The organism is Palleronia sediminis (genome assembly GCF_004358695.1).
Classification (GTDB): Bacteria; Pseudomonadota; Alphaproteobacteria; order Rhodobacterales; family Rhodobacteraceae; genus Palleronia; species Palleronia sediminis.
On sequence record NZ_SNAA01000010.1, the window covers coordinates 70,697 to 93,540 of the forward strand.

A 22,844-nucleotide genomic window follows, 5' to 3' on the forward strand; every position below is an offset into this window, starting at 1 on the left:
TCATCCTTGCTGCTGGCGGAACCACCCGGAAGGGTCCTGCGGAACCTTGTCGCGCCGCACTTCGATATAAAGCGTCGGGGCCAGCGCCTCGGCAAGCGCGGCTTCGACGCCGGAACTGTCATCGGCCATGAACCCGGCCATCGCGGCATCCGATCCGCCGGGCATGACGCCTACCGGCGCCCCGGCGGGGACCACGAGCCCCGCGTCACCATAAACCGTCTCGAGCCCGCCCAGAACCAGCAGATAGCCTTCGCTCGGCTCCAGGACCATCACATTCCTGTAGTCGAGAAGCGGACCCGCATAGCGAATTGTCGCGGGCCACGGCGTCGTCACCAACGCGCCCGGCCGCGTCTCGATCACCCAGCCGGGCCGCTCGATCCCGGCCCCGTCGCTGTCGCCGAACCCGCGCCGCAGGCTGCCCGCCACGGGCCAGGCGAGGTTGCCGCGGGCCTCTTCGAAATCGGGCTGCCCCGCGGACAGCTCGTCGGGGGGCAGGTCGCCCAGCCCTTCGGCGAAATCGCGCAGCGTCGCCGCGTTCTCGGCCAGCATGCGCATCGCGGCGCGGTCCTCGGTCACGCGGCGCGGCAGGTCGGTGCGGTTCGAGATGGCCTGGCTCAGCCGCGTCCGCGCCTCGCGCGCGGCGGCAAGCCCGTCGCGCAGATCGGCCTCGGCGGTTTCCTGCACATCGCGCAGGGTCGCGATCTCGGACAGGTCCGCCTTGACCGCGTCGAGCTCGGCCACCAGCGCCGGGGTCAGGTCGCGCATGAGCATAGCGGCGCGCACGGTGTCCTCGGGGCCGTCGGGATGCAGCATCAGCGTCGCCTCGGGGGCCGACACGATACTGCGCAGCCCCGACAGGAGCGCCCCGATCCGCGCGCTTTCGCCGTCGAGCCGCCGCCCGATCTCGGCCTCGCGGGTGCGGGCGCGACGCAGGCCCTCGCGCAGGGCGCCCAGGCCCTCTTCGTAGGCGCGGATCGTGCGGGTCAGCGCGGCCACGCGGTCGCGCGCCCCCTCGGCCTGCGCCAGATCCTCGGACGCGATCCGCAACCTTTCGGCCGCGTCGCGGGCCAGCGTGCCCGGATCGGCCTGCGCCCAGAGCATGCCGGGCGCGGCCAGCGCGGCGCCCAGGAGGATCGCGCGCCAAAGCTTCATCGGCGGATGAGGCTCCGCCCGGTCATCTCGTCGGGCAAAGGCAGTTCGAGCAGGTCGAGTAGCGTCGGCGCGAGATCGGCCAGCCGCCCGTCGGCCAGCGTCGCCCCCTCGGGCCCGCCGAACAGCGTGACCGGAACGAGGTTCGTGGTGTGCGAGGTATGCGCCCCGCCGGTTTCGGGATCGACCATCACCTCGCAATTGCCGTGATCGGCGGTGACGATCATCGCCCCGCCCGCCGCCTCTAGCGCATCGAGCACGCGCCCCAGCCCCCGGTCGACCGCGGCGCAGGCGGCCATCGCCGCCTCGAGATCGCCGGTATGGCCCACCATGTCGGGATTGGCATAGTTGCACACGATCAGGTCATAGCCCTTTTCGATGGCCTCAACGAAACGGTCCGTGACCTCGGGCGCGCTCATCTCGGGCTGAAGGTCGTAGGTCGCGATATTCGGCGATTTGGGCATCGCGCGATCCTCGCCCTCTTCGGGCTCTTCCTTGCCGCCGTTGAGGAAAAACGTGACGTGCGGATATTTCTCGGTCTCGGCCAGCCGGAACTGCGTCAACGCGTGGCGGGCGACCCAGGCGCCCAGCGTGTTGACCAGTTTCTGCTTGGGAAAGACGGTGCCGAACCATGCGTTGTGCCGGTCGCTGTATTCCACCATCCCCAGCCGGGCGGCGAGATCGGGGCGCCCCGAGATATCGAAGCCGTCGAAATCGGGATCGCCCATCGCGGCAAGGATCTGGCGCGCGCGGTCGGCGCGGAAATTGAGACAGAACAGCCCGTCCCCGTCCCGCATCCCGTCGTAATCGCCGATCACGGTCGCCTGGATGAACTCGTCGGACACGTCGCGATCATAGGATTGCCGAACCGCCGTCACGGCATCGGGGGCGGTGGCCTGACCCGTTCCACGCACCATCGCGTCATATGCCGTCTTGACCCGGTCCCACCGGTTGTCGCGATCCATCGCGTAATAGCGCCCCGTCACCGTGACGACGGTCGCGCCCTCGGGCAGACGGGCGACGAAGTCGCGCAGGAACTCCTCGGCCGAGCGCGGCGGCACGTCGCGCCCGTCGGTGACGGCATGGATCGCGACCGGGACGCCCTCGGCCGCGATGACGCGCGCGGCCTCGACGACATGGTCGAGATGCCCGTGAACGCCGCCATCCGAGATGACGCCCATCAGATGCGCCGTCCCGCCCGAGCTGACGAGGTCCGACACGAAGGCCCGCAGCGCCGGGTTGGCGGCAAAGCTGCCATCCTCGATGGCCAGCTCGATCTGGCCCAGGTCCATCGCGACGACACGGCCCGCGCCGATATTCATGTGCCCCACCTCGGAATTGCCCATCTGCCCCTTGGGCAGACCCACATCGGGGCCATGGGTCACGAGCCGCGCGGTCGGGAAATCGCGGTGCAGGCGATCGACATTCGGGGTCTCGGCCAAGGCGGGGGCGTTCGCCTCGGTGCCCTCGCGCGCGCCCCAGCCGTCGAGGATGCACAGGACAACGGGTTTCGGTCTGCTCATCTGGACATGCTCCCTTTCACACGGGTTCTAGCCCGAAGGCCCACGCGGCGAAACCGCCATCACGCGCGATGATAGGGCGTTCCGGTCAGGATGGCAGAGGCGCGGTAAAGCTGTTCAGCGAGCATCACCCGCACCAGCGCATGCGGCCAGACCATCGGCCCCAGCGACAGCAGCGTATCGGCCCGGTCGCGCAAGGCGGGATCGACCCCGTCGGCCCCGCCGATCACGAAACATGCCGATGCGCGCCCCTCGTCGCGCCAACCCGCCAGCCGCGCGGCGAAATCGGGCGACGCGACCGTGCGCCCCCGTTCATCCAGCACGCAAAGCGCGGCGCCCTCGGGGATGTTGCGGGACAAGAGCTCGGCCTCGGCGGCGGGGCCGTGGGACTTGCGGGTCTCGACCTGCACCTCGTCCAGCGGCCCCAGCCCCAGCGCCCGCCCGGTGCGGTCGAACCGCGCGAGATAGTCGTCGATCAGCGCGCGCTCGGGGCCGGAGCGGATCCGGCCCACCGCGCAGAGGCGCAGCCGCATCTCAGTACCGCGCAGCGGCCTGTTCGGGGCTCATCCACATCTTTTCGAGCTGGTAGAACTCGCGCACCTCGGGGCGAAAGACATGCACGATCACATCGCCCGCGTCGATCAGCACCCAGTCGCCGGCATCCTTGCCTTCGACCTTGGACGCGGTTCCGGCGTTCTGCTTGAGCCGTTCGACCAGCTTTTCGCTGATCGAGACGACCTGCCGGGTGGACCGGCCCGAACACACGACCATGAAATCGGCGATCGTGGACTTGCCGCGCAGGTCGATCTGCACGACCTCTTCGGCCTTGTCGTCATCGAGGGATTGAAGAACGTGCGAGAGAAGATCCTCGCTGGACAGATCGGTTTCAGCCCGCTGCATCAGGGGCATGGGTCGGTCGGCGGCACCGGTGTCGGCCGCGAAATCTGCAAGAGACAGGACATGGTCCTCCAGGGTCTGGCGCCGTTTCACCACGGCGCGGGCGTGAGACGAACATAAACGCTCACCCCCGCGATTCCAACATCGCCGCCCCGGCCCGTCAATCGCGTTTGCGTGCGCGCCTTTGCCGTGACCTATCCGACACTTGGCGGTCCCGCATCGCCGACCCGGCGCCCGCATGAGCTATATCCCGCCTGTGGGGGCGTGCATGATCGACGCCCGAACCCCGAGACGGAGGGCTGCATGGCAAGGAACGGAAGCGTCTGGCCCCGCGCGGGATGGCGGATCTGGTGGGGCGCGATCAAGGGCGTGTGGGGCCAGATGGACGCGCAGAATATCGGGCTGATCTCGGCGGGGGTCGCCTTTTACAGCATGCTGGCCCTGTTTCCCGCGGTCGCGGCCATCGTGGCGATCTGGGGGTTCGTCGCCGATCCGGTCGAGGTGGGCGAACAGCTCGAGATGGCGCGCAACATCATGCCGCCCGAAGCCTTCAAGCTCGTCGATCAGCAGATCACCTCGCTCATTACGGCGAACTCCTCGACGCTGGGATGGGCCACGGTGCTGTCGCTTTCGGCCGCGCTGTGGTCGGCGCGGGCGGGGGTGGCCGCGCTGATCCGGGGGCTGAACGCCGTCTATCGCGTACGCAACCGCCTGGGCTTTCGCCAGATTTTTGCCGCGCTGGGCGTGACGCTGCTGCTGATCGGCGTGGCGCTGGTGGCGCTGGCCTGCGTCGTGGTGCTGCCCATCGTGCTGGTCATCCTGCCGCTGGGCCCGATCACGACGTTCCTCGTCGCGAGCGTGCGCTGGATCGTGGCGCTGGGCGTGGTGATGGCGGCGCTGGGCGTGGTCTATCGCTACGGACCGAACCGGCGGCGCGCGCGGCCGAACTGGCTGACGCCGGGCGCCATCGTCGCCGTCGCGCTGTGGGGGACGGTGTCCTACGCCTTCTCGCTCTACCTGTCGAATTTCGGCAGCTACAACGAGATCTACGGCGCGCTCGGCGCGGTCGTGGCGCTGCTCATGTGGCTGTATCTCAGTGCGTTCTCGGTGCTTTTGGGGGCGTCGCTGAATGCCGAACTCGAGATCGGGATGGGCGAGGCGCCGCCGCGCACGGCCGAGGCGACCGAGGATGAGGACAAGGGCGCGACCGGGGTTCTGGCTAGATCAACGGGCGCCTGAGAGGCTCTTCGTTCGGGTCGACGACGGCGATGCGCCCCAGCGTGTCGAGATCGTGCAGATGCAACCGGCCCTCGACCCAAGACACGAGGTTGCGCTCACGCAGCTTGGCCAGCGTCTTGTTGGTATGGACAAGCGACAGGCCCAGCGTATCGGCCAGGTCCTGCTGGCGGTAGGGAAAGGGAATGGACCCGTCATCGGCAAGGCCCAGCGCGGCGGTGCGCTGGTGCAGGCGGACCATCGCCCAGGCGACCCGCTCGATGGCGCTGCGCTGCCCGACCGAGGCCAGCGCGTCGCCCAAAAAATGCTCTTCGGTGGCGACCCGCCACGTCACGTCATAGGCGCGCGAGGGATTGTCGCGGAACACGTCCAGGAACTCGGACCGGCGGAACACGCACAGCGTCATGGGCGTGGTCGCATCGACGCTATGCCCCATCGCGCCGCCCATGGCCGCCTGAAGCCCGATGAAGTCGCCGGGCATCACGAAATTGATGATCTGCCGCCGCCCGTCCGGCAGCGTCTTGTAGCGCAGGCCCATCCCGGCCAGCACGGTGAAAAGCTGGGGGTTTCTCGACCCCTCGACAAGGATCGGCCCGCCCGGATCGACGCGCAGCTCGCCGATCTTGAACTCCCGCATGAAGGCGAGATCGGAGGGCGAGAACGCATGGAATATCTCGAGCCGCCGCAGAGGGCAGTCCTTGCAATCGACCCCGTCCTGCATTCCGCCGCTCCCGATGGGTGATCCCCGTGCCTGAACTTCGGGCCGAGCCTAGGCTACGCGGCACCGGATCGGACAGGAAAATCCGACACCCCGAGCGTCAAAATCGCCGCCTGCCCCGCGGGGCGGCCCTGCGAACATAGGGATCTTCGGGTGGGAAGGGATCGCGACGTCGCACCGATCGGCCCGCATTCATGCCGAGGATCAAGGCATTCAGCACGCTCGCCGCCGTCATGATGAGGGCGGTGTTCGGGTCGGGCGGCGCCGTCGGCGGGACCGCCGGCGGCCGGACCCGCGGCGGCAGGCGCGCCACGCCCAGCGCGATCACCCCGATCAGCGCCATGACCGAGCCCATGATAAGCGTCGCGGCCAGCGGGCTGAACGCCGCGGCTAGCGAGATGACGAGCGCGGCGATGAAAAACGCCGCGGCCGCCAGCAGGAAAATGCCGGCGACCGTTCCCCAGATCGTCTTGCGCGCGATGAATTGCGCCTTGAACTTAAGGCGATAGAGTATCGACGCGAGCATGAACTCAGCGCCGCATCAGGCCAAGAACGAACCCGACAGCCGCCGCGATGCCCAGCGCCGTTGCCGGGTTCTGCCGCACATAGGTCTCGACATCCTCGATACGCCCCTGCGCGTCGTCCTTGAACGCCGCGGCCCGTGCCTCGGCATCCACGCGCAGACGCTCCCCGCGGGACTTGCCGTAGTTTCCGACCAGCTCGGTCAGGCGCGAGATGTCCTTTTTCAGCGTGTCGATCTGGCGCGAAAGGTCCTCGGTCGACGGATCGGATTTGGGCGGCAGCGGTTTGTTGGGGGTTTCGACCACGATCGGCCTCCTGTCATGTGTCCAGAATGTGCAATGCGGCTCTGCGGCGAATTGTTCCGGCGCGGAACCGCCTATCGCGGCGCGTGGTGCCGTGGAACCACGATGCCCCCGGCCGGATTGGCACAGCAACAGGCGGAGGCACCCGAAATGACCTATGGCTTCAACGAACTGACCGGATTGCGCGCGCTGATCGCCGGCGACGAGGTTCCGGTCAGCGACCTGCTGATCGAGCGGGCGGGATGGCGCGTGCGGCGGGTCGCGCTCGATGTCGGGTCGTGGTTCGAAAGCCGCCATGCGCTGGTCTCGATCGACCGGTTCGAGGCGCCGCGCGACGATGGCTGGCCTGCCCGGTTCAGCGAGGACGAACTGCGCGACGCCCCGGCATGGGAGGATCACGCCACGTCCGAGATGGACCTGCCGCCGCTGATCGTGGGGCCGTTCGGCATGACGGTATCGCCCCTGATGATGAGCGCCGGGCTCAAGGCGAGCATGGCCCGCAGCCTTCCGCCCGAGGTCGTCGAGACGCCCGAGGGTGCACCCCTGCGCTCGGCACGGGGGTTTCTCGGGATCGAGATCTTCGGCGACAGCGGGTCGCGCGGCACGGTCGAGGATCTGCGGATCGACGACACCTGGAGCGTCACGCATATCGTCACGGACGATGGCGACCCGATCCCCGTCGACGCCCTGCGCGAGACCGATCAGGGCAATTTCGTGATCGGCTGATCGGCGGCGGCGCTGACATGCGGCAACTGGGCCCGGTCGCGCCGCACCGCGTCGGCGGCCGCCACAAGGGCGCGAAAGATGGCGCGCTGGCGGCGGGCGTAGAACAGGTGTTCGGGATGCCACTGGACGCCCAGCGCAAAGGGTTCGGAGGTGCGCTCGATCGCCTGGATCATGCCGCCCCGGTCCCGCGCCGCGACCCGCAGATCGCGGCCCAGCACCTCGACCGCCTGGCTGTGCAGGGCGTTCACCTTCATCGTGTCGGTGCCGGCATGTTCGGCCAGCAGCGTTCCGGGGACGATCTCGACCGCCTTCTTGGGCAGGATCGTCCGGACGTGATCGCTGGCCGTGTAGGTGGCATAGGCATCCTGGTCGAGCCGCCCGCCCAGCGCGACGTTCAGCATCTGCGACCCGCGGCAGATGCCCAGCACCGGCTTGCCCCGTTCGAGCGCGGCCTCGATCAGGCAGACCTCCATCGTGTCGCGCGCGGGATCGAGCCGGGACGAGGCGACGATCCGCCCGCCATAGAGATCGGGCGAAATGTCGTCGCCTCCGCCGATGATGATGCCGTCGACATCCTCGACATCCGACGGCCGCCCCGCGACCCATCGGACGCCGCGCGCGCCCGCGAGCCACAGGTTGAACGCCACGAGCGGAAAGATGCGCCAGCCCGACCGGCGCGACGTGGTGACGCCGATCACGGGGCGTGTCATGGCAATGGCCGCCGGGCATCCAGTACGGGCGAGGACAGCGACAGCCACCGCGCCACCGGCAACGGCCCCGCGCGATACTCCCGCCAGAGCGCCTTGAGCCTGTCCACGCAGCCCGTATCGGCGGCGAGTTCCTCGACCCAGACCCAGCGGCGCCATTCGCGCCCGATGCTCCAGTCCGGGTCGTCGATCCGGCAATCCGGCAGCCGGTAATGCCAGGCCGGGCGGCTCGATTTCTCGGCCATGGCGGGAACCGCGGCGACGGTGCGCTCGGGGAACAGGTGCTTGAGGATCGGCAGCGCGTCGAGCCCGTGATTGCGGGTCGGAGACGCCTTGAAATAGGCTTCGGCCAGATCGTCCACCGTCCATTGCACGGCCGCGGGGTCGCAGAGCATATCGAGCAGCCGCGCCGGATAGGGATCGACGAAGGGCAGCAGCCGCCGCGATCCGTCGAGCTGCATCCGGTCGCGCAGCCAGTCCTCGCACAGCGCGAAGGCCGTCAGGACGGGCAGGATATCGGCGACCGCCTCTCCGGGCAGGGCGACGTTGAGGTGAACGCCAAAACCCAGCGCGATGCCGTCCTGCGTGCCAAAGGCGCCTTGGCGAGCAAGCTCCGCGCAAAAGCGGTCGACCTCCGGGATTTGCGCGGGCGGGATCGGTTCGGTGACGAACTCGACCGGGATGACGGCGCGGCCCAGATCGAGCCCCAGCCGCGCGACGCGGCCCTCGACCACGTCGCGCAGCGCCGTGTCCAGCAGAACCTCGATATCGCCCAGCGCGGATCCCTCGACGGCATAGACATAATCGGCTGTCTGTCGCACCCGCCCGCCCAGCCGTTCGGCCGCGATTTCGGCCAGCCGGGCCTCGGTCACGCCGCCGCATTCGACCTCGATGCCGACGCGGCGCAGCGTGCCGTCGCGGGTGGCGGTACGGGGCAGATCGTCGAGCAGGACGGCCATGTTACACCATCTCTTGCGGAACGCCGGGCAGCGGCATCCCGAAGCTTCGGGCGGCGTCCAGATCGTAGGGCAGCAGAAAGCCCGCGCGGTTCTCGGGCTGGCGCGTCTTGTCCAGTTCGGCCTGCGCGCGCATCCGCCCCGCCAGCCCCGGCCCCTCGCCCATGTCGAGACCGGGCAGCCAATGGGCAAAGGCGCGTTTGCGCACATGCGCAGCGAAATCGGAATCCTCGTGGACGATCCCGGCCTCGGTGTCCCAGTGCAGCGAGCGCCCGTTGAGATTGGCCGAGCTGACGATCACCGCGTCCTCGTCGAAAATCGACAGCTTTGCATGGACATAGACCAGCGGCGCCTGGTGGAACACGGCGCGCGGGCCGCCCTCGGTCTCGGGGGGCGCCGTCCGGCGTTGCGCGGGCGACAGGATCGCCGCACGCTCGCCAAAGGCCGACAGGACCGTGTCGATGCAGATCACCTGGAGATGCTCGCCGAACCGCGCGTCGATCTTGTCGCGTTCCTCGAAGGCCACGACCTCGGGGGCGGCGGGCAGGATCAGGACGAACTCGAGCGCGTCGTTTTCGCGCCCGGCCGCGGCGATGGCGTCGGCCAGCCGCGTGTCGCGAAAGAACTGCGTTTCCAAATAGATCGTCTGTCGCGCGCGCCCGACCCGCGCCACCGTCTCGTCAAAGATCTGCTTGGCGATGGGGCGGGGGCCGACGGTCAGCAGCTTGCCCTCGTTCGCGGCCGAGATCGTCGCGATGAAACCTGTATCCGGGGGCTGGGGATCGGCCTTGCCCTTGAGCACCGACCATAGGCAATCGAGATGCCGCTCGGCCGCCTGTGCCGCCGGGCCGCGCACCACAGCCTGAACGTCGTGCCAGGTCTCGTTTGCGGGGCGGCGGTGGTTCAGTGTATCGTATCGACGGGGATTGAGGTCGAGCCCCCCGACGTAAAGCGTCTCGCCGTCGATCACCGCGATCTTCTGGTGGTGCGTCACGGGATAGAGCGGCGGAACCGCGCGGTTGTAGCAGACGACCGTTCCGCCCTCGAGTTTCAGCCATTCGTGGATGCCCGGCATGTCGCGAAAGACCGCCGCGCGCTCGTCCTCGGGCAGGCCGTTCAGCCAGTCGCTGACCCCCGAAAGCTCGGACCGGACCAGCGGATAGAGCACCGTGCGCATCGTCGGCGAGATCTGGGCCGGGTGCAGGCCGGGCATGACGCGAAACGGCGCGTCCGGGCCGGAAAGCTCGGTGATGGCGGCGAATTTCCGCAGGCTCGACCATGTCAGCAGGTGCATGTCGGGCGCCACGATGGCGTCGAAATCCGTCAGCAGGATATCCACCGCGACCCCGCGCCCCAGAAGGTGCAGGATCAGGTCGAACCAGTCCTCGCCGATCTCGCGCCCCTCGTCGCTGCGCAGCTGCGTCAGCGGATCGAAGACGCGGAACCCGCAGGCCACGCGCGATTTCGCGCCCAGCACCGCACGCTCGAAGGCCGGGAACGCCTCGGCTGCGGTCAGCAGGAGTTCGACCTCGTTGCGGGAATCGGCGGTCATGGTTCCTCTCCGAAATCGCTCGGCTCAAAGATGGCCTCGACGAGGAACTCGGTCTTGCCCTCTTCGATCCGTTGCCCCGCATCGAGCTGCATCGCAAAGGCCCCCATGAGCTGCTTTCCCAGCCCCGAGGCCACGTTCTCGGCATCGGGGTCGAGCATCGGCCCGGCCGAGTTCGACACCTCGAGCCGGACGCGCCCGCCCTCTATCTCTTTCAGCGACAGGCGCACCCATGGCGCGCCCTCCCCCTCGGTGCCGACATATTTCAGCGCGTTGGTCATTGCCTCGGTGACGAGCAGCGACAAAGGCACCGCCTGGTCGGGATAGAGCAGGACCGGATCGACATCGATCTCGACATCTATCCCGCGCTCCTCGGCGCGGCCGGTTCGGATCGCCTGCTCGGCCAGTTCGCGGACGAGCCTGCTGGCATCCACGCGGCTCAGCACCGTGGCCTCGTAGAGATTGCGGTGGATCGTGGCCAGCCCCAGCACCCGATCCTGAAGCCTGCGCAGCACGAACCGCGTCTCGGGGGCCTCGGCCTTGCGAAGCTGCATGTTCATCATCGACGCGATGAGCTGGAGGTTGTTCTTGACCCGGTGGTGAACCTCTTTCAGCAGCACATCCTTTTCGTGCAGGCTGTTCTCGAGATCGGCCTCGTCGCGGACGATCTGTTCCGTCATCCGGTGGAACACGTCGATGACCTCGCGCAATTCGCTGGGCACGTCCGCGCCGCGCGGCGGGGCGAGGATGCGGCGATTGGCGGTAAAGGCGCGGATGCGCTGTCGAAGCTGCCGTATATGCCGCACGACAAGGCGATGCACCGCGAAATAGGCGACGCCGATGCTGACGAGCCACATCAGCAGTGGGAACATGATCGCGGTCGTCGCGGTCAGGCCGCCTGTGCGCACGGCGCCGGGCGGCCAGATCGACATCGCGTAGATCTCGTCGGGGACCAACGGCGCGATGGTATAGAGCCTCTGGCGGTTATCGTTCGACCGCGCCTTGAAGGTCCGCGGCCCCGAGCCGCTGAGACTTTCGAGCGGCCGCCCCGCCGGCAGCATCCCCTCGACCGTCGCCACTTCGGAGGGCGACCAGAGCACGCGCCCGTCCTCGGTGAAGGTCAGCGATAAAAGCGGCTCCATCGGGAGGGTCGGATTGCGCACCTCGAGCGCGGATTGCGGAACCGACAGCGCGACGTAGCCGGCATTCTCGCCGTCGATCATGACGGGCTCCGTCACCACGACCACGCTGCGCCCGGTGATCCGGCCGCGCAGCGCCGATATGTCCGAACTGCGATCCGCCAGATAGGCCTGGTAGATCTGCGCCTGGCTCACATCCTGGCCGACCCCCGAAGAGCCGCAGGCGACGATGCCCTCTTCGGTGACGTAGCCTGCGAAGGTGAGCGAATCGTTCTCGGTGACATAGCTGCGGAAATGCGCCGAGCAGTCCTCGAGGTCCCGCAGCAGGGTCGGCATCGTCTCGGCCGCGATCCGGCTGGCGCCGCGGATGCGCAGGATGTTCTCGCGCTCGGCCGTGGCGGCGGTCAGCGTCGCGCCCATGAGCGCGGCGCTCACGTTGCGGTCTGCCTCGGAGATGACGCGATAGGTCTGGACCATCGCGATCAACCCGATGGGCAAAAGCGCGAGGCCGAGCAACAGCGCAAGACGAATATCCAGACGGTCGAGCCCGTCGATCCCGCGGACGCCGCTCAGCATCGGTCAGCCCCGTCGGCCCGAGATGGACGCCGACAGAACCGATGCGCTGGTGGCGTCCGAGATCACCGGGTCCTCGTCGGGGGCGAGCCCGAGAAGTTCGGCTAGCTTGCGGCGGCCGCGATTGGCCCGGCTCTTGATCGTGCCAACGGCGACGCCGCACATCTCGGCGGCTTCTTCGTAGGCGAAACCCTCGGCACCGACGAGCGTCAGCGCCTCGCGCTGTTCGGCGGGCAGTTGATCGAAGGCACGGCGGAAATCGTTCATGGCAAGGCGGCCGTCATGGGCGGGCTTTTCCGACAGGCTGGCCGCCATGACGCCGTCGACATCGGCGACCTCGCGCTTGGCCTTGCGGCGGATCGAGTAGAACGCGTTGCGCTGGATCGTGAACAGCCACGCCCGCAGGTTGGTGCCCGGCTGGAACTTGTCCATGTTCTTCCAGGCCTTTTCGATGGTGTCCTGCACCAGGTCGTCGGCCGCGGCCGAGTTCCGCGTCAGCGACATCGCGAACGCCCTGAGCGCACCGAGATGTTCCACCAGCTCGTCCCTGGGGTCGGGATGGGGGCTACTCATTTGCGGCGTGATCGTTGGTATCGTTGCCGCGTTTGTCGTGCTCCTGATCCTGGTTCTTGAGGCGGGACAGAAGGTCCTTGAAGCGGTCCGGCACATCGCCGCCCGCCGCGTCCTGATAGACCCTCTTAAGGTTCTCGTCGATTTGCCGCATGACATTCGACGTTCTGGTATCCTTCGTCATGTGGATCGACACCATCCCGTGCGTGTTCGTTTTTTTCGCGCAATTACGGGAACCAACGCGATGCCGGCGGGTTGGGTTCCGAAGAAAATCACGGGGACACGATAAATAATGAGTGCTATGAACGCGCAGATGGATCTGTCCGACATGATCGGCGCAGAGCTTCCGTTTCTCAGGCGCTATGCCCGCGCCCTGACCGGGTCGCAACGCACCGGCGACAATTACGCCGCCGCCACGCTCGAAGCCATCCTTCAGGATCCGTCCATATTCATGCGCAGCATGGGCCCGAAAACGGCCCTGTTCCGCGCTTTCCACAAGATCTGGGCGACGGCCGGCGCGCCCACCGCCGATACCGAGGACACGGCGACCCGGATGGAGAGCCGCGCGCTCGACCACATGGCGGGGCTGACCAACAACACCCGCGAGGCGCTGCTGCTCTCGACGATCGAGGGGTTCGGCTTCGAGGATGTGGGCCGGATCATGGATATCGACAGCGGCGAGGCCGAGGAACTCGTGTCCATCGCCATCGCCGAGATGGAAAAGTCGATGACCGGCAAGGTCATGATCATCGAGGACGAGGCGATCATCGCGATGGATATCCACTCCATCGTCTCGGAAATGGGCCACAACGTCACCGGCATCGCGCGCACGCGCAGCGCGGCGGCCGATCTCGGCGCGCGCGACCGCCCCGACCTGATCCTCGCCGATATCCAGCTCGCCGACAATTCGTCCGGCATCGACGCGGTGAACGACATTCTCGGCCAGTTCGGGAATATCCCGGTGATCTTCATCACCGCGTTCCCCGAACGGCTGCTGACCGGCGACAAGCCCGAGCCCGCGTTCCTCATCCCCAAGCCCTATTCCGAGGAACAGGTCCGTTCGGCCGTGAGCCAGGCGATGTTCTTTGCCAGTACCGACACGCTGAAAACGGCCTGACCCATCGGGCAGGAATGCGAAAAGCCGGCCCGAAAGGGCCGGCTTTTTCGTGTCGGGGGTCCGCATCGCCTAGTCGCGCCCGCGGCCGCCATCCTGATCGTCGTCATCCTCGAACACCTGTTTGAGGACCAACGCCGCGGCCGCCATCAGGAACACGAAGAACAGCGCCTGCGCCAGTTCCGCCGTCGCGTCCGCGCCGCCGCCAAAGCCGAACAACCCCGACATCAAGGCCAGGGTAAAGCTGATGAATGCCCAGAAAATCATGCCCGATCACTTTACTACTTGTGTACGCCTCGCCATCCAAAGACGCGGCGACACGATCGGGTTCCGGCCTCACCCTGCGGAAACCGGCTGTTCGCGAAACTGTGACAAATCGGCAAAATCCGCGCCGGGGTCCGGCGCGGCGCCTAATAGTCGCGTTCGTAGAAGATCCCGACCGAGCTTTCGCCCGTGTTCGAGGTTCCGCCGCGAATGGTGATCGTGTCGGTCAGGTCGAGGTTGAGGTTCACCTCGGCCTCGCCGCCCGCCTCGATGGTTACGTCGGTATAGAGATTCTCGGACAGGTAGGCCCCGGCCCGCACGCCGATATTGCCCTCGTCGTCGGTCGTCACGTCCAGGTCGTTCAGGCCGAACTGGTCGCGCAAATTGCTGACGATCCCGCCACCGCCCTTGCCCGCCAGCGTCGCGACCGCCGAGGCAAGCTGCGCCGCCTGAAGCGGCGAGATCTGCTCGATCGAGCGGCCGAAGATCAGCCGCGCCAGCACCTCGTCCTCGGGCAGTTCCGGCTCGGATCGAAAGGTGATGTCCGGCTCGGACACATCGCCCTCGACGACGATGAACACCGTGACGTCGCCGCTGGAGGTGCGGGCGACCAGCCGCAGGACGGGCACGAAATCGCCCTGCAACGTGATGCTGCCCTCGGTCAGGGTGATCCGCTGCCCCAGCAGGTCGATCCGCCCGCGGATCAGCTCGAACCGCCCCGAGGGGATGACGTTCGAGGTCGTGCCCGTGATGGTGAGCCGCCCGCCCAGCTCGGCGTCGAGCCCCCGCCCCCGAACGAAGATGCGATTGTCGGCGATGATCGTCAGGTCGAGCGCAAAGCCCCCGCCCCCGCCGCCGCCGGCGCGCGCATCGTCGCTGTCCTCTTCGATCAGACCGGCGCGGCGGCGCGTGGCGGTCACGCCCGGCGGCGCGTTGACATGCACCAGCCCGTCGGGGATCGGCCCGGTCGCGCCCAGCCCGGTCGAGGGCACGCGCAGCTCGGTCGTGCCCAGCCGGATCGTGCCGCCGATGACGGCCCCACCGGTCAGCGGCCCGGTCAGCGTGACCGTGCCGTCGGCCGTGGTGCGGTAGAGCCGCGGATCCTCGACCACCACGCGGCTGAGCGTCGCGGACAGGTCGGCCGGGAACCCGGCGCCCAGCCCTATGGTGCCGCTCGCGCTGAGGGTTCCGCCCTCTTGTTTGCGGGCGGTGGCGTCGATGGAGACGCTGTCGCCCCGGATGCGGGCGGTGGCGTTGATCCCCTCGAGCACCAGCGCGAGGTTGGGCGCGATGAACCGCGCGTCGGCGACCGTCACGGTGCCGCCCAGCGACGATAGCGCCAGCGGCCCGTTCAGCCCGAGGTCGAACCGGGCCACGCCCTGCAACGAGCGCGGCTGGATGAAGGGATTGGCGATCCGCAACGGCGCGGCCCCGTCGATGGAGAGGTTGGCCGTGCCGAAATCCTCGGCGACGCTGCCCGTCACCTGCGCGTCGATCCCCGCCGGGCCGTCGAGCGCCACGTCCAGCGTGATCCCGCGCCCGCCCTGCGTCGCGCGCCCGCGCGCCGTCAGCGGGCCGGGCAGCCCGTCGACGAACCGCCCGAGATTGTCGAGCCGCGCGTCGAAGGTCAGATCGCTCGCCCCGCCGAGGATGCTGCCCTGCGCGGTCGCGTCCAGCCCCGCGGCATCCAGCCGGAAGGTCCGCACGCGGATGGGCGAGTCGGCCCCCGTGCGACTGGCGTCGATGGCGAGTTCCGCCGCCCCGGTCAAAAGCTGGTCGAGCTGCGCGATCCCGGCGCGCAGGTTCCGCGCCGTGGCATTGGCGCTCAGGTCGAACCGCCCCGCATCCAGCGCGCCCTGCCCCGAGATATCGGCGCGCAGCGATCCGCCCAGCGGGCGGTTGGCAATGCTCGAGAACACCGAGAGATCGTTGACCGACAGCGACACGTCGCCATCGGCGGCGGGCACGGCGGTCTCGCCCCTCAGCCCCGTCAGCAGGACGTCGGCGGCGATCTCTGCGCCCGCCCCGGTGCCGTCCAGATCGACCGACCAACCCTGACCGGTTTCGGTCGCGTCCAGCGTCACGCGCGCAGCACCCGACATGGCGGGAACTACACGAGACAGGTCGGACAGCGCGATATCGGCGTCGATGGCGCTGTCGCCCGGTGCGAGCCGCGCCTCGGCGGTGGCCGTGATCTGCGGGTTTTCGATGCGCAGGGCGGGCAGGCGGATCGCGTCGCCGTTCTTTTCGACCGACGCCGACAGCGCGGTGCGGCCCGAAAGCAGGTTGTCGAGCTCGGCCTGGCCCGTGGCGATATCGCTCACGGTTCCGTCGAGCGTCACGTCGGCCATGCTGCCATCCAGCCGCCCCGATCCCTCGACCCTGAGATCGACGCTGCCGCCAAGCTCGCGGTCGAGGATCGCGCCGAAATTGGCAAGGTCGCGGGCCTGCACGTTCAGGCGGCCATCGGCGCGGGGGGCATCGGCCTCGAGATCGGCGATGGTCACGTTGCCCTCGACCCGCGCGTCGGCCCCGGTCGCGTCGAGCGTCACGTACCACGCATCGCCCGGATTCTCGGCATCGAGCGTCAGCGTCGCCGGCCCGCTCAGGCGGTCGTCGATCCGCGCCAGCGTGTCGATCCGCGCCTCGAGCGCGACCGACCCCTCGCCCGAGCCAAGCGCCGCCTGCCCGTAGATCGTCACCGCATCGTTGCGCAGGGCAAGCTGCGGGATGCGGGTGCCGGTCTCGTCGCGTTCGGCGCGCAGCGTCACGCGGGTCTCGCCCCCGATCAGCGGGTCGAGCTGCGGAATATTTAGCGCGAGGTCGCGGGTGCGCCCGTCCAGCGCCACGTCGAACGTCCCGCCCAGCAGGGTCGCATCGGCATCCAGATCGAGCGTGGCCGCCCCGTTGAGTGGCCGGCCCGCCAGCGCCGAAAACACCGCCAGCCGGTCCGCGTCGAGCTGCGCGGTCAGCGACAGCGGCACGTTCTCGCCATCGGGGTCGAGCGATCCCTCGCCCGTCAACGTGAACCCGGCCCCGTCGAGCCGTAGCGCGTCGAGCGCGACCGGCGTTCCGGCGCGGTAGTCGATCCGCGCCCCGCCCGCGATCCGGTCGCCCAAGGCCTGTTCGAGCCCCGCATCCTCGAGCGAAAGCCCCGCCGCGTCGAAATCGAGATCGGCGGTCACGGCCAGCGTGTCTCCGCTGCCCGAGATGATGCCGTCCCCGTCGAGCGCCACGCGGTCCAGCGACAAGCCGGGCCGGTCCAGACCCTCGATGACGATATCGCCGGTCCACGTATCCCCGGCGCTCGCGTCGAACTGGATGTCCAGGTCGACGCCATCCACGCGGATCGCCTCGCCCACCGGCAAGAGCACGGGGCCGCCATCGGTCGCGGCGATGCGCCCGGTGAGGTCGAGCAGGTCGGGCACGCCATCGGCGCCGATCTCGGCCCGCCCCTGCAGGTTCAAAGACTGTGCCTCGAGGCTGAGCCGGGCAAGCGACAGCGCCCCGTCGGCGCCCCGCGTCCCCCGCGCCTCGAGCGAGACGTCGGGGCCGAAGAAGGGCCGGTATTGCGGCGAAAACAGCGCGGTCACGTCGCCCTGCAGGTCGGCGGCGAAAACGGTGCCGCCATCCTCGCCGGTCAGGGTAACGGTGCCGTCGAGCCGGGGCTCGCCATCGGTGGCCAGCGACAGGTCGGCCCGGAAGTCGTCGAGCGGGCCGCTCCCCTCGACCGAGGCCGAAAGCGACGGCTTGCCGGGCAGATCGGCGAGGTTCGCGACAATGCCGTTCGGCCCCTCCTCGAGCGCGAGATCGAGCGCGAGCTCGCGCGTGTCGTTGTCGAACTCTCCCTCGAGCGACAGGATGCCCCGCTCGTCGTCGATGCGTTCGGCCCTGATATCCACCCGGCCCGCACCATCGGCGAGGTTGGCCGAGCCTTCGAGCGTGACGACCGCCGCCTCGCCGATCACGGGCTGGCCCAGCTCGAAACTGTCGATATCGAGCCGGCCGATATTGATCGCCACGGGCAGGTCGGGCAGGCGGAACGGGGTCGCCTCGGCCGAGGGCAGGTCGACGCTGTCATCGCCTTGCGGCAGGCGCGGCAGCTCGATCCGCGCGGCGGCCAGTTCCTCGACCTCGAGCCGCCCGCGCAAGAGGGCCGAGCGTCTCCAGTCCAGCACCGCGTCGTGCACGGTCAGCCACGGGCCCTCGTCATCCGAAATGATGATCGCGTCGATGGTCGCGCGCGAGGACAGCGCCCCTTGGAATCCGCGCACATCCACCTGGAAGCCGGGCCCGGACAGGCGGCTTTCGATCAGGTTCTCGAGAAAGCCGCCGCCATCCTCCTCTTCGGCGACGTCCTGCGCCGCCACCGGCAACGTGCCGAGGATCAGGGCAAAGAGGCCCGTTCTTGCCAGCTTGCGCATCGACCCCACCTCAGAACGCCTGCCCGATACCGATATACACCTCGACGCCCTCGCCATCGCCGCCGATGGGCGCGGCCACGTCAAGCCGGATCGGGCCGATGGGCGTCAGGTACCGCGCGCCGAGGCCCGCGCCCGCATGATCGGGCGAGTCGCTGTCGGGAAAGCTGTCGAACCCGACGGTGCCGTAATCCGCAAAGGCCACGACGCCGATCTTTTCGGTCACGCGCGCGCGCAGCTCGGCCGAGACGCCGACGAACGATCCGCCGCCCGTCTCGGTCCCGTTCATCCGCACGCCGAGCGACTGGTAGTCCTGCCCCCGCACCGTGCCGCCGCCGCCCGAATAGAACCGGAACTCGTTGGGAACCTCGCGCAGCTCGGCGCCAAAGATCGAGCCGCCCTGGATGCGGCCGGCCAGCGTCACCCGATCCTCGGCACCAAAGCTGAGATAGCTGCGTGCGTCATAGACCAGCCGCGCGCCGTCGCCGGTCTGGTCGTTCACGCCGACAAAGGGTTGCAGCCCGAGATTGACGTAAAAGCCATCCGTCGCATCGAGCGGCTCTTCGCGGTTGTCGAAGGTGCCTTCGAGCGGGGCGAGCAGCATGGAGTAATCGCGCTCGCCCAGATCGTCCTCGACCCGGCTGAACCGATAGGCCAGCCCGTAGGAAAACGTGATCTCGTCATTGACGATGCGCTGGATGCCGGCCCCGACGAAGCCGACCGTCGACAGGTAATCGGGCTCGTCGAGCCGTTCGAGCGTCGTCTCGAGAAACAGCGTATTCTTGGCCGAGAACGTCGCCGGCCGTTCGAACCGGGCGCCCAGCTTGTAATCCGGGCCGCCCGTGCCGCCGCCCAGACCCGAAACCTCGCCCTCGAAGCGCAACCGTTCGGCCCCGCCCAGCAAGTTGCGGTGCAGCCAGAACCCCGACAGCGTCAGCCCGTCGACGGTCGAGATCTCGGCGCCGAAGCCGATGCGGCGCGGCTCGAAGGCCGAAAGCGCGGCGATGATGTCGAGCCGGTCGCCCGGCGACAGCGTCTCGGCCTCGGTGACGGCGACCGAACTGAAGACCTGCGTGCGGCGCAGCCGTTTGGCGGCGGCCTCGACCTCGTCGGGGTCGTAGATCTCGCCGGTGGGCAGCCCGGCGATCGCGCGCAGACGTTCGGGACGCACCGCGTCGCTGCCACGCAGGATCAGGTTGCCGAAGGTCACGCGCGGGCCGGGGGCGAGGTCGATATCCACCGCCAGCCGGTCCTCGTCGTGCTGGGCGATCACGGTCTGGTCGGCGATCTCGGCCTTGGCGTAGCCGACCTGCCGCCAGGCGTCGATGCTTTCGCGGGCCGCGTCGCGGACGATGCCCGACCGCGCCGGCTGGCCGGTGCGAAAGCCCTCGGGCAACTCGGTCCGGGGCGCGAGCGGGGCGATGGACAACGCCGAGAAACGGAAGGTCGGGCCGGGGCGGACGCGGACCGATATGGTGTCGATCCGCGGCGGCGGGCGCAGCGGCGGGATATTGGCGGCCTCGCGCCCGTCGATCAGGATGTTGACGATCCCGCCGAAATGCCCCTCGGCGTAAAGGGCGCCGGCGATCCGGGCGTAATCCGCCCGCGCCGCGGCCAGCAGCTCGGCGCGGTCGGTCACGCCCTCGTTCTCGGCCGCGACCAGCAGGGACGCCGATTTCAGGTCGTCCTTGAGCTCGCCGCCGCCCGCGACCTCGAAATACAGCTTTTCGAAGGCCTGGGCGGGCAGGGCGAGCACGCAGAGCGCAGCCGTCGCGCGCAAGATCGAACCGATGCCGTTCACGAAAACCCCCCGAGGACCGTCCGGCCGTTATAGGGCGGGGGGAGCGTTACGGAAAGACGCCGCGGCTTCACGTTTTTCGCCGCGCTCAATTCTCGACCTCGGTGGCCACCTGCGCCCAGGTGATGATGGTGAACACCGCCGTTCCGCCGACCACGTTGCCGAGCAGGACCGGCCCGAAGAACGTCAGCGACTCTGACCAGCCGATGAGCCCCTGCACCACGAGATAGGCCATCTCGACCGATCCGGCGATGATATGGGTGAAATCGCCCGCCGCGATCAGCCAGGTAAAGGTGACGATGATGAAATAGGGGTTATGCGGCACCGTGGGCAGCATCCAGACGATGGCGGCGATGATGACGCCCGCGGGCACCGCCTTGGCGAAGCCCTCGAGCGGGGGGTTCAGCACGGCATGTTCCGAGATACTGCGCATCGCGTCGTGGATCTCGGGCGAAAAGGCCCCCGAATAGCCGATGAAGGTCGCCGCCACGAAGGCACCGACGACGTTCGACAGCAGCACGATCGCCCAGAGCCGCCCCGTGAGGTAGAAATATTCCCGGCAGGGCTGCGACATCAGCGGCAGAACCGTGGTGATGGTGTTCTCGGTGAAAAGCTGCATCCGGCCCTTGATGACCAGCAGAAAGCCCAGCGTGTAGCCGAGGCTCTCGACCAGCGGGCGCCACGGCGTGTCCGGCAGATGCGCGCGAAAGATCGCCTCGCCCAGTACCGAAAAGGCGATGAGGATGCCCGCGGCCAGACCCGAGAACACCAAAGATGTGCGCGGGCGGGTCATCTCCTCGGCCCCGTCGCGGCGGATGACCTCGTAGATCAGCTTGGCCGTCAGGCGCGAGGCGCGGTCGACCTGCTTTTCGGCATCCTCCGATGCCTTCCCGTTCTCGCGATTGGTGCGCTTTTCCTCGTGGGCGCGTACACGCTCTTCGGTGCTATCCATATGCCCTTTCCCGAACGACACTACGGAACCCTGCCGCCGGGCAACTTGTTCCGCAATCGCAGTCTGCGCGGAGGATGACATGACCAAAGACCACGGCCCGTCCATCAAGGACGACGAGACGTTCGAGGCATTGCGCGAAGAAGGCGCGTCCAAGGAAAAGGCCGCGCGGATCGCCAATGCGCAGGCCAATGACAGCATGAACCCCGGCCACAAGGGCGGCAAGGCGCCCCGCTACGAGGATTGGACCAAGGACGACCTCTATGCGCGGGCGCAGGAAATCGGGGTCGACGGGCGCTCGACCATGGACAAGGACGAGCTGATCGAGGCCCTGCGCAACCACTGAGCCGCGGCTCATCCCTGGTCGAGAAGGGCGCGCGCCGCCCCCGGTGCCATCAGCCGAAGCGCGAGCCAGCCCAGGGCCCCCAGAACCAGCGTCATCGCCGCCGCCGCGGCCATGGTGCCCAGCCGCTCGAGCGCGAGCGATCCCACCTGCGACACCAGCGCCAGCACCTCGATGATGGCGACGGTCAAAAGCGCGGTGAACAGCGTATAGCTGACCGGCAAGAGCCGGAACGCCACCGGCAGACATAGCAGGCCGATGCCCGCCACGATCCAGGGGCCGGGCGACAGCAGCCCCACTCCCAACGCGGCAGCGGTGCCCAGCACGGTGCCGACGCTGCGCTTGACCGTGCGCCCCGCCAGGCCGCCATGCGGCGGCAGCACCAGCACGGCGAATGTCAGCGGGAACCAGAACCCGTGATCGCCGAAGAACCGCGCCCCGATCCAGACCGAGATTCCCAGCCCCACGGCCGTCATGACGCCGAAGACCATCGCGTATCTGCGGCTTTCGCGATCCTCTTCGCCCGTCGTGCGGGTCTCGCCGAACCAGCCGGTGATGAGCAAGGCCCAGCCGCCCGCCAGCAGGAATATCAGCATCAGCATCGGTTTCTCGCCGCTTTCGAGGATCGGCGAGGTAAAGACCGCCCATGTCAGCAGCGCCCGGATGCAGGGCCGCGCCAGCCCGTAGGTGCCCGCGACGCCGCACATCAGCCCCAGGATCACCGCCACCATCACTGCCATGTCGGGCGCGCCCAGCGACAGAAGCCCCGCCATGCCCATCACGACCGTGACCACCCCGCCCAGCCGGATGCCCGCATCCTTGGCGGCGAGATGGGCGGGCATGGCCGCGACGAAGGCGATCGACCCGACGCGCCCGAAGATCAGGATCGCCACCACCGCGGGCAGGACGATGGCCGCGCAGGTCACGGCGACCGACCGCCAGGGCATCGGCCCGCCGCCCTCGAACATCCAGCTTTGCAACGTGTTCATGCAGGGGTTCCAGCCGATGGGCGCGCGCGGGCGCCTGTCGGTGGCGCCGCGGCGTCAGGTATAGACGGACTCGCGGTCGAAATGCTTGACCAGAAGGTAATAGACCACAGCCCGGTATTTGTTCCGGTTGGAGCGTCCGTAGATGCGCAGCACCTCCTGGATGCCGCCCATCAGGCTGTCACTTTCGGGCAGGCCGAGTTTCTTGCGCAGGAAGCCGTCCTCGATCCGCTTCAACTCTTGGGTGTCGGATGCGGCGACGGTCGAGGCGTCCTCGCGGTAGATCGCCGGACCGCAGCCGATCGTGACCTTGCGCAAAAGCTCCATGTCGGGCTCGACCCCGCAGGTCTCGCGCAGGTCGGCCGCGTATTTCTCGATCAGATCGTCGCGTTTGCCCATCGTTCT

General features: G+C 68.4%; 23 protein-coding genes. 4 read left to right on the forward strand and 19 right to left on the reverse strand.

Annotation, left to right across the window (positions count from 1 at the left end; all coding sequences use genetic code 11):
* Genes E2L08_RS10145 through rsfS form a run of 4 tightly spaced genes read right to left on the reverse strand, consistent with a single transcriptional unit; the run spans position 1 to position 3,578 of the window.
* Entirely contained in the window at positions 1-1,152 is a 1,152-nt protein-coding gene (locus E2L08_RS10145; RefSeq protein ID WP_240758190.1) for a murein hydrolase activator EnvC family protein, read from the reverse strand.
* Positions 1,149-2,672 (reverse strand): 2,3-bisphosphoglycerate-independent phosphoglycerate mutase, encoded by a 1,524-nt coding sequence (gene gpmI / locus E2L08_RS10150; RefSeq protein ID WP_133396967.1) that lies wholly within the window; start codon positions 2,670-2,672, stop codon positions 1,149-1,151. Before gpmI ends, E2L08_RS10145 begins: the two co-directional genes overlap by 4 nt.
* Before the next feature lie 59 nt (positions 2,673-2,731).
* Positions 2,732-3,202 carry a 23S rRNA (pseudouridine(1915)-N(3))-methyltransferase RlmH gene (rlmH, locus tag E2L08_RS10155; protein WP_133396968.1) on the reverse strand — a complete coding sequence of 157 codons (471 nt, stop codon included), beginning with the start codon at positions 3,200-3,202 and terminating at the stop codon, positions 2,732-2,734.
* A gap of 1 nt (position 3,203) precedes the next feature.
* Positions 3,204-3,578, reverse strand: a complete 375-nt coding sequence (gene rsfS / locus E2L08_RS10160) for a ribosome silencing factor (protein ID WP_133396969.1) — start codon at positions 3,576-3,578, stop codon at positions 3,204-3,206.
* A gap of 291 nt (positions 3,579-3,869) precedes the next feature.
* Here rsfS and E2L08_RS10165 point away from each other — a divergent pair, with 291 nt between their 5' ends.
* Positions 3,870-4,805 carry a YihY/virulence factor BrkB family protein gene (locus E2L08_RS10165; protein ID WP_133396970.1) on the forward strand — a complete coding sequence of 312 codons (936 nt, stop codon included), beginning with the start codon at positions 3,870-3,872 and terminating at the stop codon, positions 4,803-4,805.
* Here E2L08_RS10165 and E2L08_RS10170 read toward each other — a convergent pair.
* The 3 genes from E2L08_RS10170 to E2L08_RS10180 all read right to left on the reverse strand — a co-directional run bounded on the left by E2L08_RS10170 (position 4,786) and on the right by E2L08_RS10180 (position 6,347).
* The gene (locus E2L08_RS10170; protein WP_133396971.1) at positions 4,786-5,523 is read right to left on the reverse strand and encodes a Crp/Fnr family transcriptional regulator; all 738 of its coding nucleotides are present in this window, start codon (positions 5,521-5,523) and stop codon (positions 4,786-4,788) included. The two genes, E2L08_RS10165 and E2L08_RS10170, sit on opposite strands and share 20 nt — an antisense overlap.
* Positions 5,524-5,620: 97 nt before the next feature.
* Positions 5,621-6,046: a hypothetical protein gene (locus E2L08_RS10175; RefSeq protein ID WP_133396972.1), complete on the reverse strand. Its 426-nt coding sequence runs from the start codon at positions 6,044-6,046 to the stop codon at positions 5,621-5,623.
* Between the two features lie 4 nt (positions 6,047-6,050).
* Positions 6,051-6,347, reverse strand: coding sequence for an ElaB/YgaM/YqjD family protein (locus E2L08_RS10180; protein WP_133396973.1), 297 nt, complete (start codon positions 6,345-6,347; stop codon positions 6,051-6,053).
* A gap of 147 nt (positions 6,348-6,494) precedes the next feature.
* Here E2L08_RS10180 and E2L08_RS10185 point away from each other — a divergent pair, with 147 nt between their 5' ends.
* On the forward strand, positions 6,495-7,070 hold the full coding sequence (locus E2L08_RS10185) for a hypothetical protein (RefSeq protein WP_133396974.1): 576 nt from the start codon (positions 6,495-6,497) through the stop codon (positions 7,068-7,070).
* Here the strand turns inward: E2L08_RS10185 and E2L08_RS10190 are convergent.
* From E2L08_RS10190 to E2L08_RS10215, 6 genes are read right to left on the reverse strand one after another with little or no spacing between them, the layout of a single operon-like run.
* The gene (locus E2L08_RS10190) at positions 7,046-7,780 is read right to left on the reverse strand and encodes a gamma-glutamyl-gamma-aminobutyrate hydrolase family protein (RefSeq protein WP_133396975.1); all 735 of its coding nucleotides are present in this window, start codon (positions 7,778-7,780) and stop codon (positions 7,046-7,048) included. The two genes, E2L08_RS10185 and E2L08_RS10190, sit on opposite strands and share 25 nt — an antisense overlap.
* Entirely contained in the window at positions 7,777-8,736 is a 960-nt protein-coding gene (locus E2L08_RS10195; protein ID WP_168771115.1) for an amidoligase family protein, read from the reverse strand. Before E2L08_RS10195 ends, E2L08_RS10190 begins: the two co-directional genes overlap by 4 nt.
* Position 8,737: 1 nt before the next feature.
* Complete coding sequence (locus E2L08_RS10200) at positions 8,738-10,285, reverse strand: phospholipase D family protein (protein ID WP_133396977.1); 1,548 nt, start codon at positions 10,283-10,285, stop codon at positions 8,738-8,740.
* The gene (locus E2L08_RS10205) at positions 10,282-11,997 is read right to left on the reverse strand and encodes a histidine kinase dimerization/phosphoacceptor domain -containing protein (protein WP_133396978.1); all 1,716 of its coding nucleotides are present in this window, start codon (positions 11,995-11,997) and stop codon (positions 10,282-10,284) included. Before E2L08_RS10205 ends, E2L08_RS10200 begins: the two co-directional genes overlap by 4 nt.
* A gap of 3 nt (positions 11,998-12,000) precedes the next feature.
* Positions 12,001-12,567, reverse strand: coding sequence for an RNA polymerase sigma factor (locus E2L08_RS10210; protein WP_133396979.1), 567 nt, complete (start codon positions 12,565-12,567; stop codon positions 12,001-12,003).
* Positions 12,560-12,748 carry a NepR family anti-sigma factor gene (locus E2L08_RS10215; RefSeq protein ID WP_240758191.1) on the reverse strand — a complete coding sequence of 63 codons (189 nt, stop codon included), beginning with the start codon at positions 12,746-12,748 and terminating at the stop codon, positions 12,560-12,562. Before E2L08_RS10215 ends, E2L08_RS10210 begins: the two co-directional genes overlap by 8 nt.
* Positions 12,749-12,856: 108 nt before the next feature.
* Between E2L08_RS10215 and E2L08_RS10220 the strand changes: the two genes are divergently transcribed.
* A complete protein-coding gene (locus E2L08_RS10220) occupies positions 12,857-13,681 on the forward strand; it encodes a response regulator (protein WP_133396980.1) in 825 nt (274 codons plus the stop codon).
* Positions 13,682-13,750: 69 nt separating this feature from the next.
* Here the strand turns inward: E2L08_RS10220 and E2L08_RS10225 are convergent, their stop codons facing one another.
* The 4 genes from E2L08_RS10225 to E2L08_RS10240 all read right to left on the reverse strand — a co-directional run bounded on the left by E2L08_RS10225 (position 13,751) and on the right by E2L08_RS10240 (position 21,113).
* Positions 13,751-13,945: a DUF1328 family protein gene (locus tag E2L08_RS10225; protein WP_133396981.1), complete on the reverse strand. Its 195-nt coding sequence runs from the start codon at positions 13,943-13,945 to the stop codon at positions 13,751-13,753.
* Positions 13,946-14,088: 143 nt separating this feature from the next.
* Positions 14,089-18,366, reverse strand: coding sequence for a translocation/assembly module TamB domain-containing protein (locus tag E2L08_RS10230; protein WP_133396982.1), 4,278 nt, complete (start codon positions 18,364-18,366; stop codon positions 14,089-14,091).
* Between the two features lie 10 nt (positions 18,367-18,376).
* Positions 18,377-20,164 (reverse strand): autotransporter assembly complex protein TamA, encoded by a 1,788-nt coding sequence (locus E2L08_RS10235; RefSeq protein ID WP_240758192.1) that lies wholly within the window; start codon positions 20,162-20,164, stop codon positions 18,377-18,379.
* Positions 20,165-20,249: 85 nt separating this feature from the next.
* Positions 20,250-21,113 carry a formate/nitrite transporter family protein gene (locus tag E2L08_RS10240; RefSeq protein ID WP_133396983.1) on the reverse strand — a complete coding sequence of 288 codons (864 nt, stop codon included), beginning with the start codon at positions 21,111-21,113 and terminating at the stop codon, positions 20,250-20,252.
* 79 nt (positions 21,114-21,192) lie between these two features.
* On the opposite strand from E2L08_RS10240, the gene E2L08_RS10245 reads away from it, so the two are divergent.
* Positions 21,193-21,456 (forward strand): DUF7218 family protein, encoded by a 264-nt coding sequence (locus E2L08_RS10245; protein ID WP_133396984.1) that lies wholly within the window; start codon positions 21,193-21,195, stop codon positions 21,454-21,456.
* A gap of 8 nt (positions 21,457-21,464) precedes the next feature.
* Here the strand turns inward: E2L08_RS10245 and E2L08_RS10250 are convergent, their stop codons facing one another.
* Both E2L08_RS10250 and E2L08_RS10255 read right to left on the reverse strand, forming a co-directional pair.
* Complete coding sequence (locus tag E2L08_RS10250) at positions 21,465-22,442, reverse strand: FUSC family protein (protein WP_133396985.1); 978 nt, start codon at positions 22,440-22,442, stop codon at positions 21,465-21,467.
* A gap of 54 nt (positions 22,443-22,496) precedes the next feature.
* Positions 22,497-22,838 (reverse strand): DUF2853 family protein, encoded by a 342-nt coding sequence (locus E2L08_RS10255; RefSeq protein WP_133396986.1) that lies wholly within the window; start codon positions 22,836-22,838, stop codon positions 22,497-22,499.
* Positions 22,839-22,844: the final 6 nt, after the last annotated feature.

What these genes read in the sequence shown, in the direction of transcription:
- E2L08_RS10145 (WP_240758190.1), bottom strand. Translation starts at nt 1,152, where the DNA reads ATGAAGCTTTGGCGCGCGATCCTCCTGGGCGCCGCGCTGGCCGCGCCC.
- E2L08_RS10210 (WP_133396979.1), bottom strand. Translation starts at nt 12,567, where the DNA reads ATGAGTAGCCCCCATCCCGACCCCAGGGACGAGCTGGTGGAACATCTC.
- E2L08_RS10165 (WP_133396970.1), top strand. Translation starts at nt 3,870, where the DNA reads ATGGCAAGGAACGGAAGCGTCTGGCCCCGCGCGGGATGGCGGATCTGG.
- E2L08_RS10195 (WP_168771115.1), bottom strand. Translation starts at nt 8,736, where the DNA reads ATGGCCGTCCTGCTCGACGATCTGCCCCGTACCGCCACCCGCGACGGC.
- gpmI (WP_133396967.1), bottom strand. Translation starts at nt 2,672, where the DNA reads ATGAGCAGACCGAAACCCGTTGTCCTGTGCATCCTCGACGGCTGGGGC.
- E2L08_RS10225 (WP_133396981.1), bottom strand. Translation starts at nt 13,945, where the DNA reads ATGATTTTCTGGGCATTCATCAGCTTTACCCTGGCCTTGATGTCGGGG.
- rlmH (WP_133396968.1), bottom strand. Translation starts at nt 3,202, where the DNA reads ATGCGGCTGCGCCTCTGCGCGGTGGGCCGGATCCGCTCCGGCCCCGAG.
- E2L08_RS10200 (WP_133396977.1), bottom strand. Translation starts at nt 10,285, where the DNA reads ATGACCGCCGATTCCCGCAACGAGGTCGAACTCCTGCTGACCGCAGCC.
- E2L08_RS10255 (WP_133396986.1), bottom strand. Translation starts at nt 22,838, where the DNA reads ATGGGCAAACGCGACGATCTGATCGAGAAATACGCGGCCGACCTGCGC.
- E2L08_RS10185 (WP_133396974.1), top strand. Translation starts at nt 6,495, where the DNA reads ATGACCTATGGCTTCAACGAACTGACCGGATTGCGCGCGCTGATCGCC.
- E2L08_RS10230 (WP_133396982.1), bottom strand. Translation starts at nt 18,366, where the DNA reads ATGCGCAAGCTGGCAAGAACGGGCCTCTTTGCCCTGATCCTCGGCACG.
- E2L08_RS10170 (WP_133396971.1), bottom strand. Translation starts at nt 5,523, where the DNA reads ATGCAGGACGGGGTCGATTGCAAGGACTGCCCTCTGCGGCGGCTCGAG.
- rsfS (WP_133396969.1), bottom strand. Translation starts at nt 3,578, where the DNA reads ATGCCCCTGATGCAGCGGGCTGAAACCGATCTGTCCAGCGAGGATCTT.
- E2L08_RS10190 (WP_133396975.1), bottom strand. Translation starts at nt 7,780, where the DNA reads ATGACACGCCCCGTGATCGGCGTCACCACGTCGCGCCGGTCGGGCTGG.
- E2L08_RS10220 (WP_133396980.1), top strand. Translation starts at nt 12,857, where the DNA reads ATGAGTGCTATGAACGCGCAGATGGATCTGTCCGACATGATCGGCGCA.
- E2L08_RS10215 (WP_240758191.1), bottom strand. Translation starts at nt 12,748, where the DNA reads ATGACGAAGGATACCAGAACGTCGAATGTCATGCGGCAAATCGACGAG.
- E2L08_RS10245 (WP_133396984.1), top strand. Translation starts at nt 21,193, where the DNA reads ATGACCAAAGACCACGGCCCGTCCATCAAGGACGACGAGACGTTCGAG.
- E2L08_RS10175 (WP_133396972.1), bottom strand. Translation starts at nt 6,046, where the DNA reads ATGCTCGCGTCGATACTCTATCGCCTTAAGTTCAAGGCGCAATTCATC.
- E2L08_RS10250 (WP_133396985.1), bottom strand. Translation starts at nt 22,442, where the DNA reads ATGAACACGTTGCAAAGCTGGATGTTCGAGGGCGGCGGGCCGATGCCC.
- E2L08_RS10205 (WP_133396978.1), bottom strand. Translation starts at nt 11,997, where the DNA reads ATGCTGAGCGGCGTCCGCGGGATCGACGGGCTCGACCGTCTGGATATT.
- E2L08_RS10240 (WP_133396983.1), bottom strand. Translation starts at nt 21,113, where the DNA reads ATGGATAGCACCGAAGAGCGTGTACGCGCCCACGAGGAAAAGCGCACC.